This is a genomic window from Gordonia polyisoprenivorans NBRC 16320 = JCM 10675, assembly GCF_000241325.1.
Classification (GTDB): domain Bacteria; phylum Actinomycetota; class Actinomycetes; order Mycobacteriales; family Mycobacteriaceae; genus Gordonia; species Gordonia polyisoprenivorans.
The window spans coordinates 110,178-123,330 of record NZ_BAEI01000088.1 but is presented as its reverse complement, the minus strand read 5'-3'; the positions used below and the strand labels follow the sequence as shown (position 1 = coordinate 123,330).

The 13,153-nt window shown below is 67.1% G+C and carries 12 protein-coding genes; 10 read left to right on the top strand and 2 right to left on the bottom strand.

Annotation, left to right across the window (positions count from 1 at the left end):
- Positions 1-907: HNH endonuclease (locus tag GOPIP_RS25480; RefSeq protein WP_006372742.1), on the top strand; the 907-nt coding region annotated here is incomplete at its 5' end.
- Positions 908-1,408: 501 nt separating this feature from the next.
- On the opposite strand, the gene GOPIP_RS25475 is transcribed toward GOPIP_RS25480, so the two are convergent.
- Positions 1,409-2,323, bottom strand: a complete 915-nt coding sequence (locus GOPIP_RS25475) for a hypothetical protein (protein ID WP_006372741.1) — start codon at positions 2,321-2,323, stop codon at positions 1,409-1,411.
- Positions 2,324-2,494: 171 nt separating this feature from the next.
- Here GOPIP_RS25475 and GOPIP_RS25470 point away from each other — a divergent pair, with 171 nt between their 5' ends.
- From GOPIP_RS25470 to GOPIP_RS25445, 6 genes are all read left to right on the top strand, one after another.
- Positions 2,495-4,099 carry an AMP-binding protein gene (locus GOPIP_RS25470; RefSeq protein WP_006372740.1) on the top strand — a complete coding sequence of 535 codons (1,605 nt, stop codon included), beginning with the start codon at positions 2,495-2,497 and terminating at the stop codon, positions 4,097-4,099.
- A gap of 33 nt (positions 4,100-4,132) precedes the next feature.
- Entirely contained in the window at positions 4,133-4,786 is a 654-nt protein-coding gene (locus GOPIP_RS25465; RefSeq protein WP_014359001.1) for a DUF1361 domain-containing protein, read from the top strand.
- Between the two features lie 32 nt (positions 4,787-4,818).
- Positions 4,819-5,565, top strand: coding sequence for a phosphoglyceromutase (locus GOPIP_RS25460; protein ID WP_006372738.1), 747 nt, complete (start codon positions 4,819-4,821; stop codon positions 5,563-5,565).
- Positions 5,566-5,632: 67 nt separating this feature from the next.
- Positions 5,633-5,953, top strand: a complete 321-nt coding sequence (locus tag GOPIP_RS25455; RefSeq protein ID WP_006372737.1) for a GNAT family N-acetyltransferase — start codon at positions 5,633-5,635, stop codon at positions 5,951-5,953.
- A gap of 187 nt (positions 5,954-6,140) precedes the next feature.
- Positions 6,141-7,535: a sensor histidine kinase gene (locus GOPIP_RS25450; RefSeq protein WP_240524109.1), complete on the top strand. Its 1,395-nt coding sequence runs from the start codon at positions 6,141-6,143 to the stop codon at positions 7,533-7,535.
- 76 nt (positions 7,536-7,611) lie between these two features.
- Complete coding sequence (locus GOPIP_RS25445) at positions 7,612-8,298, top strand: winged helix-turn-helix domain-containing protein (RefSeq protein ID WP_006372735.1); 687 nt, start codon at positions 7,612-7,614, stop codon at positions 8,296-8,298.
- Here the strand turns inward: GOPIP_RS25445 and GOPIP_RS25440 are convergent, their stop codons facing one another.
- Entirely contained in the window at positions 8,299-9,144 is an 846-nt protein-coding gene (locus tag GOPIP_RS25440; RefSeq protein WP_020172282.1) for a DUF3109 family protein, read from the bottom strand. It lies immediately after the preceding gene.
- A gap of 114 nt (positions 9,145-9,258) precedes the next feature.
- On the opposite strand from GOPIP_RS25440, the gene GOPIP_RS25435 reads away from it, so the two are divergent.
- The 3 genes from GOPIP_RS25435 (at position 9,259) to GOPIP_RS25425 (ending at position 13,153) form a co-directional block, all read left to right on the top strand.
- The gene (locus tag GOPIP_RS25435; protein ID WP_014359006.1) at positions 9,259-10,236 is read left to right on the top strand and encodes a Ppx/GppA family phosphatase; all 978 of its coding nucleotides are present in this window, start codon (positions 9,259-9,261) and stop codon (positions 10,234-10,236) included.
- A gap of 77 nt (positions 10,237-10,313) precedes the next feature.
- Positions 10,314-12,245 carry an Rv0497 family membrane protein gene (locus tag GOPIP_RS25430; RefSeq protein WP_006372732.1) on the top strand — a complete coding sequence of 644 codons (1,932 nt, stop codon included), beginning with the start codon at positions 10,314-10,316 and terminating at the stop codon, positions 12,243-12,245.
- On the top strand, positions 12,242-13,153 hold the full coding sequence (locus tag GOPIP_RS25425; RefSeq protein ID WP_006372731.1) for a sugar phosphate isomerase/epimerase family protein: 912 nt from the start codon (positions 12,242-12,244) through the stop codon (positions 13,151-13,153). Before GOPIP_RS25430 ends, GOPIP_RS25425 begins: the two co-directional genes overlap by 4 nt.

The following is a 13,153-nucleotide window of genomic DNA, read 5'->3' as shown; positions in this document are numbered from 1 at the left end:
CGCGCACATCGACACCCGGTCCCCCGAACCCCTCGACACCGTGCAACGGTGCGAGTTCCTGCGGAAACTGCTGTCGCACTACTTCGCCGGTTTCACTCCCGCCGAGATCAACATTTACGCGCGGCAGTTGGGTAACGAGTTGGCGGCCGACACACCGGGCGGGTTACCGGCTGCCGAAGACAAGTCGGTCAACTCCTACACCGACCGCATCACCGACGACGGACGGTTGGAGATCTCGGCGAACCTCGACATCGTCGCCGGCGAGAAAACACGCACCCTGATGGAAACCTTGTCGGCGCCCAAGCCCCAGCCCGACGGATCCCCCGATCCGCGGACACCCGAACAGATCTGCGCGGCCGCGTTCGAAACGATCGTGGAGTTGGCGGCACAAGGCTTGGCCGACACCACCTTCTCAGCCAAACCCACCAACGGCCTGTTGTGGACCTTGTCAGCCGACAACCCCGCACTCGGCGGCGATTTGCAGAACATAGGTGCCATCACCGAAGCCACCGCCAAACTATTGTCGTGTGACACCACCATCACCAGAATCATTCTCAACCCCGACGGCGTACCCCTCGACGTCGGACTCAAAGAGCGCTTGTTCACCCCAGGACAACGCAAAGCGTTGTTGGTGCGTGACCGCGGGTGCATCAAATGCGGAGCACACGCCGGCCGCTGCCAAGCACACCACGCGCACCACTGGGCCGACGGCGGGCCCACCGACCTCGACAACGGATGCCTCCTCTGCAGCAGCTGCCACGACGATGTCCACCACCACGGATGGGACATCATCATGGGATTCGACCGACACCCCTGGCTGATCCCACCCGCCAGCATCGACCCGAAACGACGACCCGTGCCGTCGTATCACCGACGCACCATGAGACTCGACGACACCGCAGCCTGACCCGAAGCGCCTCTACTACAGCCTGATTCCCCCGCACCCGGCCTGGCCGGGACCGCATCTGTTGTTTGAGAACTCCATAGAGATAATCCCCAACCCGATGGTCGAGGTGTCGTGTCGTCCGAGGCCCGGAATCCCGTCGGCACAAGGGGTCTCGAGGCCCGGCGCCAGGGGCGCCGTGCACCTCGACCATCGGGGTGGGACGGGCGGGGTGGGGCGGCGATCCGGGAGGGACCGGTCCTCCCCGCTGGTCGAGGTGCGAGCCGCGTGCGGCGAGCCTCGAGACCGACTGCACCAGTGCTGGATTCGACCCATGGTGGCCCGGATAATCATCGGTGCAACAGGTCTCGAGGCCCGGCGCCTGGGGCGCCGTGCACCTCGACCATCGGATGGGGAACCGCCGAACGTCATATATCGCTGGTCGAGGTGCGAGCCGCGTGCTCGTCGCTGGCGCTCCTCGGCACCTCGACCACCGGATGGGAGGCTCGCCGGGCGGGAGAAGCGTCAGAAGGTCAGTGGTGTGGTGGCGCTGGGGCCCTGGCGGTATCGGGCGAGGTCGACCGACTGCCAACGTCCGTTGAACTCCGGGATCGGCAGCGGGAACCAATAGCTCGAGTCGAGCCACATTTGGCCGAGAAGAGGGACCGGGCCACCGGAGATGTCGTGCCACGTACCGATCGGAGCATCTCGGAACGTACCGACATTGTGTCCGTCGACGAAGAAGTTGACATACTCCTTGTCCAGCTTGATCGAGTAATCATGCGGATTGGCAAGTAGTTTCGGGTCGAGGAGGACGATCTGCGGGAGCAGGGTTCCGGCCTTTTTGACCATCATGAAGAAGCCGCGCGGCATGTCCTGCGCGAAGGCGTGGAACAACGGCGTGGTGAGAAGCTGGCTGGCCTGGCCCATGAATCCGGCCGAACCGTTCCACATGAACCACGCGACCTCGAGGCCCAGTGGATCGATGGAGCGATTCGAGATCCCCCAACCGGTGGTGCCGTTCCACGTCGGGATCTGTTGTGTGCCGGTCACTCTCATCGTCATCGTCTGGCCCGGCTCGAAGACGGGTTTGGCGAGGAGTTCGGCGTTGTTGTACGGGAACAGGCCTTGCACCGTCGGTGGGACGGAGAACGTGGCGCCTTTCGGGCCGAACGACAAGCGACTGTAGCCGACATCGGTGTTGCACCAGTCGCGAGGCGGATGGGCGAAGTTCTCGTCCATCGGACGAGAGGGTTGTGGCGCCCCGGTGCCGATGTAGCCGGCGGCGGCGCGTGCGTTGAGCACCGCGCAGTTCGGCACGCCGTCATCCACGCCGGGGGTCTGGATGTTGGGGTCCGCCGATGCCATGCCGGCACCGGCGATGATCGCGGCTGCCGCCGCCACCGCGACCGCCTTACGGATGGCTGATTCACGCTGCATGACGCCTCGATTCACGGAGTGATTCAAATGTGGAAACAGACGTTATCAGAAACATCGTTCGAGATCTGTTCCAGCTTCGGCGAAAGCGACATACCCGACCGAGGTCTGCGTCACAACGTGGCAATGACTGTTGATACGATTGCGCTGATCATCCTGTCCAACGGAGGTGCCATGAGCTTCGCGAGTCCTTTTCCCGATGTCGAGATCCCCGATGTGAGCCTCTACGAGTTTCTGTTCGGGTCGATCGCTGACGCCGATCTGGAACGGGTGGCGCTGGTTGATCCGAAGTCGGGTGCGGAGACCACGTACGGCCAGCTGATCGGTCAGATCAACGCGGCGGCGGGGGCGCTTGCGGCGCGCGGTATCGCGGTCGGTGACGTCGTGGGGGTGCTGTCACCGAACATCCCCGCGTTCGCCACCGTCTTCCACGGCATCCTGCGCGCCGGTGGTACTGCGACGACGATCAATGCGTTGTTCACTGCGACCGAGATCGCGAAGCAGCTTCGGGATTCGGGTGCGAAGATGCTGGTCACGATCTCTCCGATGGCCGAGCAAGCGCTCGCGGCGGCGAACGAGGTCGGTATCGCCGGGGAGAACGTGATCGTCCTCGACGGCGAGGGGCAGGACGCGACGGGCCACCCCAACGCTGCCGATCTGCTCGCACCGAATCTGGCTGCCCCCGAGGTCACCTTCGATCCGGCGACCCACGTCGCGGCGTTGCCCTACAGTTCGGGCACCACCGGGAACCCAAAAGGTGTTGCGCTGAGCCATCGCAACCTGGTGGCCAACGTGGCGCAGATCAAGCCGTTGCAGGGGATGACGCCCGATGACGTGGTGATCGCGGTGCTGCCGTTCTTCCACATCTACGGGATGACGGTGCTGCTGAATGCGGCGTTGTACAACCGTGGTCGTCTGGTCATCATGCCGCGCTTCGATCTGGTCGAGTTCCTCGAGAACATTCAGAAGTATCGGGTGACCAGCGCTTATATCGCGCCGCCGGTCGCCGTGGCGCTGGCCAAGCACCCGATCGTCGACAACTACGATCTGTCGTCGCTGAAGGTGATGATGTCGGGGGCGGCCCCGCTCGATGACGAGTTGGGCAAGGCGGTGGCCAAGCGTCTGGATCTGCACATGTTGCAGGGCTACGGCATGAGCGAGCTTTCGCCGGTCAGTCACCTCATCCCGATCGACACGACCGCGGCGTTGGGTGTGGAGGAGCCGCCGTTGTCGTCGACGGGGTGGGCGATACCGAACACCGAGAACAAGATCGTTGACCCGGGGACCGGCACGGAGATCGAGCTTCCCGTCGAGGGGTTGTCCGAGCCCGGTGAGCTGTGGGTCAAGGGCCCCAACGTGATGCTGGGGTATCTCAACAACGAGCAGGCCACGGCCGACACGATCGACGCCGACGGCTATCTGCACACCGGTGACATGGCGCAGGTCGACCCGACCGGGTGTGTCTACATCGTCGATCGGCTCAAGGAACTGATCAAGTACAAGGGCTATCAGGTGCCGCCGGCGGAGTTGGAGGCGTTGTTGTTGACGCATCCGAAGATCGCCGACACCGCGGTGATCGGGGTCAACGACGACGACGGCGAGGAGATCCCGAAGGCGTTCGTGGTCACCCAGCCCGATGCCGACCTCGACGAGAGCGAGGTGATCGAGTTCGTCGCCGCCAAGGTCGCGCCGCACAAGAAGGTCCGCGCCGTCGAGTTCATCGACGCCATCCCGAAGTCGGCGTCGGGCAAGATCCTACGAAAGGACTTGCGCAAGTAGGTGACCGGCGGGTCATCGGGCACAATCGCTGCGGTGATCCCCATCCGCCACCTCGTGCTCGCCGCGTCGCTGATCGCCACCACCGCCCTGACTGTCGGTCTCGGCGTCACCGACCCGGCCACGCCGCTCTACTATCCGACGCGGTTTCTGGTGTGGAATCTGTTTCTTGCCTGGATTCCGATGATCTTCGCGGTCGGATTCGCCGTCGTCCGGCGGCGCGTGTGGCTGATCCCGCTCGGTGTCGGGTGGCTGGCGTTCCTGCCCAACGCGCCCTACCTCGTCACCGACCTCGTGCACCTGCGCGAGGGCTATGACCTGTGGCGGCACATCCTGCAGTACGGCTTCGCGGCGTGGACCGGCATCATCCTCGGCGTGGTGTCGTTGCTGCTGGTGCACCGGCGCCTCGGCCGGGAATTCGGCCCGATCTTCGGCTGGCTGGCCGTCGTGTGCTCGGTCGGGCTGTGCGCGATCGGCGTCGTCATCGGCCGCTTCCAACGCTGGAACTCCTGGGATCTGCTGACCCGGCCCGGATACGTCGTCCGATCGACCCTGGGATGGGTGGGTTCTCCGTTCTCCCACGTCGAATCGACCGGTGTGGCGGTGGCCGTCGCGCTGTTCTTCGGGCTGGCGTACCTGACGATCTGGGCGATCGACGGCCTCGACGCGGTGCGGCCCAGCAAGCGCTGACCCCGCCCGACCGGTGTGACAAACTATCGACCATGAGCAACGGCACCCTGATCCTGATGCGGCACGGCGAGAGCGAGTGGAACGCGTCCAACCAGTTCACCGGCTGGGTCGACGTCGCGCTCACCGACAAGGGCGAGGCCGAGGCGAAGCGTGCCGGCGAGCTCCTCGTCGAACATGATCTGCTGCCCGATGTCCTCTACACCTCACTACTGCGCCGGGCGATTGCGACCGCGCAGATCGCGTTGGACACCGCCGATCGGCACTGGATCCCGGTGGTCCGCGACTGGCGTCTCAACGAACGTCACTACGGTGCGCTGCAGGGCCTGAACAAGGCCGACACCCTCGAGAAGTACGGCAAGGAGCAGTTCATGCTCTGGCGTCGCAGCTACGACGTCCCGCCGCCGCCGATCGATCCCGACGCCGAGTACAGCCAGACCCACGATCCGCGGTACGCCGACCTCGCCGAGGTGCCGCTGACCGAATGCCTCAAGGACGTCGTCGAGCGGCTGATCCCGTATTTCACCGAGACCATCGCCGCCGACATCACCGCCGGCAAGACCGTTCTCATTGCGGCGCACGGTAATTCGCTGCGCGCACTGGTCAAGTACCTCGACGGGATCTCCGACGCCGACATCGCCGGTCTCAACATCCCGACGGGCAATCCGCTGCGCTACGACCTCGACGAGAACCTCAAGCCGCTCAATCCCGGGGGCACTTATCTGGACCCTGAGGCCGCCGCGGCGGGTGCGGCAGCGGTCGCGGCGCAGGGACAGAAATAGCCGCGTGTTGTGATCTGTAACACAATCGTCATGGCGGCGCTCGTGTGACAGGCGCTACATTGGGTGCATGGCAGATCCGGGGCACCTGCGCATCGCTCATTCGGCTGCGCGCGAGCGATACGAAGCAATCCTGACCACCGACTCCGACGGTGACGAGATCACGGTGGGATATGTCGATTACGTCTCCGAGCCGTACCAGGTGGTGTTGACCCATACCGTCATCCCGGAGGCCTACTCCGGGCGCGGATATGCCGGCCAGCTCGTCCAAGCGGTTCTCGATGACATTCGTAATGCGGGAAAGCAGGTCGTGCCGGTCTGTTCCTATGTGCGGCGCTTCATCGACCGCCATCCGGAATACGCCGATATGGCGGTACCGGTTCCGCAGTGAGAATGCGCCTGTGCCATCCCGGTTCTGCGCTGGTGAGCCCTGGTGGTGCCCTGACGATCCCGGTCGAGACCCTTCCGTAGGCCATTTCGGTGCCTCAGGTCACGTTTCGGTGGAACACCGCGTGAACGGAAGTCGAATTGTGCCGTCGGGAATGTTCGCGGAGTTTCCGGGACCGTAAGCTGCCAGTGTGACCGCTGCATTCATTGCCGGGGCCATCGTGGCAGTTGTGCTCGCGTTGTTGCTCGGGTACGAGCTCGGTCGTGGCAACGTGCGGGGTCGGTGGTTTCGCCGATCCTCCCGCGACGCCGCCCCGTCCGATCTCGCCGCATCCGTCCACGCCGATCCCGTGCACTCCGACTCCGACGTCATCCCCAGCGGCGCACCCGTCGTCGCCGACCGTCCGCGCGAGGTCCCGGATTCGGCGGCCCTGCGCGAGTCCGATCTCCCCGTGGTCACCCCGGACGGTCAGATGACCAAGGCCGGCCTGCTCAGCCTCATCGTCCGCAACTCCGAGGTCGCCGTCGCCGTCGTCGACGAGTTCCGCGACGTGGTGCTCTACAACCATCGGGCCGTCGAGCTGGGGCTCGTCTCCGAGCATCTGCTCGCCGAACCGGTGTGGGAGCAATCGCTGACCGTCCTCGAGACGGGCGAGCAGGCGCGCTTCGACTTCGTCCCGCCGACCTCCACGCTGGGATTCCTCTCCACCGGGCGCGCCACCAAGCGCAACGCCGAATCGGTGCGCTGTTTGGCCCGGCTCGGCTATCACGGCGACGAGCGCTACGCGATGATCTACGGCACCGACGACACCGAGAACCTGCGGGTGGAGGCCACCCGCCGTGACTTCGTCGCCAACGTGTCCCACGAGCTCAAGACCCCGGTCGGCGCGATCGGTCTGCTGGCCGAGGCACTGATCGAGTCCGCCGACGACGCCGAATCCGTCGAACACTTCGGGCACCGCGTCGTCGCCGAGGCCACCCGGATGGGCAACATGGTGTCCGAACTGATTGCGCTGTCCCGACTCGAGGGCGGCGAGAAACCGCATTTCGCGGCCGTCGACGTCGACGAGCTCATCGACTCCGCCATCGACGGGGCCGCGGTGAGCGCCGAGGCCGCCAACATCGTCCTGCGCGCCGACGAGCCCATCCACACCTGGGTGCGCGGCGATCGGATGCTGCTGCTGACCGCGTTGAGCAACCTGATCGTCAACGCCATCGCCTACTCGCCGGAGAACACGACCGTCTCGGTGAGCCGGCGCGTCACGACCTCGGCCGGGGTGCCGATGGTGTCGATCGCGGTCACCGACCGCGGCATCGGCATCAACCCGTCCGATCAACAGCGCGTCTTCGAACGTTTCTTCCGCGTCGACAAGGCGCGGTCGCGTCTGACCGGCGGCACCGGTCTGGGCCTGGCGATCGTCAAACACGTTGCGGCCACCCACGACGGCACCATCAACCTGTGGAGTCAACCCGGCACCGGGTCGACGTTCACCCTCTCGATTCCCCAGGACCTCGACGCCGAGAATGCGCATGCGTCCGGGGAATCCGAGAAGGAGTCCCACCGAGCCGACCCCCAGATCGCGTGACCTCCTCGGAGGAGGACGACGAGAGTCACGTGACCACGCAACTACGAGAACGTCTGAGAAATAAGGAGCTTCACGAGTGACGCATGTACTGATCGTCGAGGACGAGGAGTCGTTGGCCGATCCGCTGGCCTTCCTCCTGCGCAAGGAGGGGTTCGAGGCGAGCGTCGTCAACGATGGTGCACAGGCCATCTCGGTGTTCGAGCGCATCAGCCCCGACATCGTCCTGCTCGACCTCATGCTCCCCGGGGTGTCGGGGACCGAGATCTGCAAATCGCTGCGCGCCCGGTCGAGCGTGCCGGTGATCATGGTGACCGCCCGCGACAGCGAGATCGACAAGGTCGTCGGACTCGAACTCGGTGCCGACGACTATGTCACCAAACCGTATTCGGCGCGTGAGCTCATCGCACGCATCCGGGCGGTCCTGCGTCGTGGGGGAGACGTCGGCGACGACGACCTCGCCTTGGCGGTCCTGGAATCCGGACCGGTCCGGATGGACGTCGAACGCCACACCGTCGCGGTCAACGGTGAGTCGATCACGTTGCCGCTCAAGGAGTTCGATCTCCTCGAATACCTACTCCGCAACTCCGGACGGGTACTCACCCGCGGGCAGTTGATCGACCGCGTGTGGGGTGCGGACTACGTCGGGGACACCAAGACCCTCGACGTCCACGTCAAGCGGCTGCGCTCGAAGATCGAACCCGATCCGGCCTCGCCGAAACACCTTGTGACGGTGCGTGGATTGGGCTACAAGTTCGAGCCGTGATCAGCCCGCGGCGTCGGCGTCGGTGTCGAGTAGCTCGTACTTGATGTCGGTGTCGCGGCGGCTGGTCGCGGCCCGGGTCGCCGGGTGGATTGCGATGAGCCCGAGTCCGTTTCGGCGTCGGCACGCATCGGCGAGCGCCTCGTAGGCGGGGCGGCCGATCAGCTCGACCAGTTCGGGCTCGTAGGACTGCCACACCTGGGTCGCCCCGACGTGCGCGTCGGGGGACCCCGAGCAGTACCACTTCAGGTCGTGACCGCCCTCGCCCCAGCCGCGGCGGTCGTACTCGGTGATGGTGGTCTTGAGGATCTGGGTGCCGTCGGGCCGCTCCACCCAGTCCTGCTCGCGACGTACCGGAAGTTGCCAGCACACATCGGGTTTCACGGTCAGCGGTTCGAGACCGCGCCGCAGCGCCATTGCGTGTAGCGCACAGCCGGGACCCCGCTCGAAGTCCGGACGGTTCAAGAAGATGCACGCGCCCTTGTGTTGGCGGGTCTTCAGGGCGGGCTCGTCGTCGAGTTCGTCCTCGACGAGATACCCACGGGGGCCGAGCGGATCCTTGCCCGACCCCTTCTTGTGGAACTGCCAGTCGTCGGCGGTCAGCATCGCCACACCCTTGGCCAGCCGTTTGCGGTCGTCCTTGTCCGACAGATACGCGCCGTGCGTGCAACATCCGTCGGTCTCGCGGCCGTCGACGATGCCCTGGCAGGCGGGCGTGCCGAACACGCACGTCCAGTGCGAACACAACCAGGTGAGGTCGGCGTTGATGACGTGTTCGGGATCGGCCGGATCGGCGAATTCGTACCATTCCCGGGGGAAATCGAGATCGACCTCGGGAGCGGGCGTCATCCGCGGGGCTGCGCTGGGCTTGGGCACATCCCAACGGTAACCGTCACCGCCCGATCGCCGCACCACAGCGACCCGCCGCAGACAACCGAACCCGCGACGCACTACCGTGTATCCGTGCGTTTAGGAGTCCTCGACGTGGGCAGCAACACAGTTCATCTCCTGGTGGTCGATGCCCACCGCGGAGGACATCCGACCCCGATGAGTTCGACGAAGGCGGTGCTGCGGCTCGCCGAGCACATCGATGCCGACGGGCGTCTCACCGCCGGTGCCGCCGAACGGCTCGTCGACTCGATCGAGGAGTTCACCCTCATCGCCAAGAGTTCCGGCTGCGAGCAGATGATGGCGTTCGCGACCTCCGCGGTCCGCGACGCCACCAACTCCGACGGCGTCCTCGCGCGGGTCGCGGCCAAGACCGGCGTCCAGGTGGAGGTTCTGACCGGTCGCGACGAGGCCCGGCTGACGTCGTTGGCCGTGCGCCGCTGGTACGGCTGGAGCGCCGGACGCATCCTGGCGCTCGACATCGGCGGGGGCTCGCTGGAGATGTCGAACGGCGTCGACGAGGAACCCGACGTCGCGCTGTCGCTGCCACTGGGTGCCGGCCGCGTCACCCGCGACTGGCTACCCGACGATCCGCCGGACCGGCGCCGTGTCGGGGTCCTGCGTGATTGGCTCGACGCCGAGATGCGGCCGGCCGCGAAGGAACTCCTCGGACCGGGTAAGCCGGACATCGCGGTCGGCACGTCGAAGACCTTCCGCAGCCTGGCCCGCCTGACCGGCGCCGCCCCGTCGGGGGCCGGTCCCCGCGTCAAGCGGACCCTCACCGCCGGTGGACTGCGGCAGCTCATCGCCTTCATCTCGCGCATGACCCGAGACGACCGGGCCGAACTCGAGGGCGTCAGCGCCGATCGGGCCGGACAGCTCGTCGCCGGGGCACTTGTGGCCGAGGCGGCAATGCGCGGACTCGGGGTCGATACACTGGAAATCTGCCCGTGGGCGTTGCGGGAGGGGGTCATCCTTCGTCGCCTCGATGCGGAGCCGGCCGACACCTCGGATCCGGCTGCATCAGGCATCGGTGCACGCGACGTCCACTGACACGCGAACGACGCGAGTCGCCGTACCGCCACTCCCGGCGGCGCGGCGAGATTGGTGAGGACGGAGAGCGCACTTCGATGGCGAACACACCCGGCGGTAACGAGCCCGGCGGCCGCAACCCCGGTGGCAGCGACCCCGACGGGGCGACCGACTCCCGGCCCATCTCGGTGTCGGAGCTGCTCGCCCGCACGCAGGCCGCCGATGCGGCGGACGCGACAACCGGCTCGCGCCGGGACCGGGGACGTCGGCGCGCGGGGCGTGCCGGTGCCGTCTCGGTGTCCGAGCTGACCGGTGAGATCCCCCGGGTCGAGGGGCCTGCCGCTTCTGACACCCCCGGTACGACTCCCGACACCGCCGGCACCCCAGCTCCGAGCCCTGCTACCCCGAGCCCCGCTACCCCGGCCACCCCCGCCGCGAGTGCGCCCGCACCGAGCGCCCCCACGCCGGACGGCCCGGAGACAGCACCCTGGTCACCGTCACCGACGTCGGGCGCGTTCCCCCGGTCGCAGAATCCCCTCGCCGCACGAGGCCCGGCGACCGGGCCGGTCACCGAGCCCGGCCCGCGGGTCAGTCGTGGCGCGAGTTCGGGAGCGGCGAGTGGCATGCCGAGCTTTGCTCCGCCCCCGACCCGGGACTTCACTTCCGGTGACGTATCGCGTCGATTGCGGGACCAGCCGGCCGATCCCGCCTCGGCCGCCGCCGATACGGCCGCCGCCGGTTCGGACGCCGGTGGCCCCGATCCGACCAGCCACGACCCGGCCACTGCGAACGCGGTCACCGGCATCATCCCGCTCGTCGACGATGCCGACGTGGCCGCCGATGCCGACGCAGCCGCCGACACCGAGGACGCAGCGCCCCGCAGCGGCCGGTTCGAGGAGGTCTTCGACGAGGACTTCGAGGCCTATCGATCGTTCGCCGACGTCGAGCACGCCGAGGAGGAGCCGAAGAAGAAGCGCCGCTGGTTCGGCCGCGGCAAGAAACAGGACACTGCAGCAGCAAGCGCTGCCGCAGCGGGTGCGGCTACCGCGGGTGCGGCCGCGGCAGGTATGGCAGCCGCCGACACCGACGAGTCCGCCGACACCGGGACTCGCGCAGGTATCACCCACCAGCCCGACGACGTCGCCGCCGACGCCGTCACCGGCATCATCCCGATCGTCGACGACAGCGAGGTCGGCGACGATGTGCACATTCTCGACGCCGACGACGTCGAGGGCGCCGACCTGGCCGCGCCCAGCGGGTCATTCGGCGCCGAGCACGGGCCGTTCGATCAGGCCGATCACGAGCCCGCCCCGACCGTCGCCGCGAACGTCCTCGACCCCGACGACGAGCCCGAACCGCACCGCGACGAGTCGCACCACGATGAGTCGCACCACGACGAGTCGCACCGCGATGAGGCGGGCCACGACGACTCGGCTGCCGGCGCCGCAGGCACGGTGGCCGCGGCCGCCGGACTCGGTGGATTGGTCGCCGCGAGCCGTCGGGCCCGGCGCGACACCGACTCCACCGACGAGCCCGCCGAGACCGTCGCCGCGAACGTCCTCGACGATCATGCCGACGCCGACCATGGCAACGCCGACCATGCCGACGCCGACCATGGCAACGCCCACCCCACCGACGCCGACCCCGCCGAGCGTGGACCCGTCGCCGACGCGACCGCCGACCCGGAGACCCGAGATCGCGCCTCGAAGGCGCGCAAGGCGCGAAAAGTCAAGCCCGCCAAGGCTGATGGGCGTGAGTCGTGGGCCGATCGCAAGCCGGTGTTGGCGTGGCTCGCGGTGATCGCCGAGGTCATCGCCGGGCTGGCCATCGGCGTGGGTCTGTTCTGGGGCTTCACCGAGCTGTGGAAGTGGAATCCGTACTTCGCGTTGGTGCTCGCGGTGCTGGTGATCTTCGGCATCGTCACGTTCACCCATCTGGTGCGCCGGACGTCGGATCTGATCACCACCTTGCTCGCGCTCGCCGTCGGGCTGATCGTCACGATCGGCCCGCTCGTGCTGTTGTCGACGTGAGCGAGTCACGCGAAGCCCTCGGTCCCTCGACGGTGGCCGGGGAGATCCCGATCGGACTCTCCACGGCATCGGTCTACCCGCAGAACACCGAGGCGGCCTTCGCCTACGCCGCCGACCTGGGCTTCGACGGGGTGGAGCTGATGGTGTGGGGTGATCCGGTCAGCCAGGACATCCGGCATGTCGAGCACCTCTCCGAGCGGTATCAGGTGCCGGTGCTGTCGATCCACGCGCCGTGCCTGCTCATCACCCAGCGGGTGTGGGGACGCGATCCACTCAAGAAGCTCGCGCGCGCCGCGCACGCCGCCGAGGCGCTCGGTGCCGCCACCGTCGTCGTCCATCCACCGTTTCGCTGGCAGCGTGCCTACGTCGAGGGCTTCGACGATCTGGTGGGGGAGTTGTCGGAATCGGACGTCTCGATCGCGGTCGAGAACATGTTCCCGATGCGCGCCGACCGCGTCTTCGGGGCCGGTGAACGCTCCGCGCGTCGGCTCACCCGCCGCGGCGGTACACCCGGCCCAGCGGTGTCGGCGTTCGGCAAGTCCATCGACCCCACCGACGACGGTTACGACCACTACACCCTCGACCTCTCGCACACCGCGACCGCGGGCACCGACGCAGTCGCCCTGTACGAGCGGATGGGCACCCATCTGACGCACCTGCATCTCGCCGACGGATCCGGGGCGGCCACCGACGAGCACTTGATCCCCGGAGACGGGACCCAGCCGTGTGCGCAGGTGTGTCACCGGATCGCCCGCAGTGATTTCTCCGGCGCGGTGATCCTCGAGGTCACCACCTCCTCGGCGCGGACCAAACCCGAACGGCAGGCGATGCTCGCGCGTTCGTTAGATTTTGCCCGGCAGCACCTCAAGCGTGAGACGAGCCGGACCCGGTGGCTGCCGGAAAGGTGA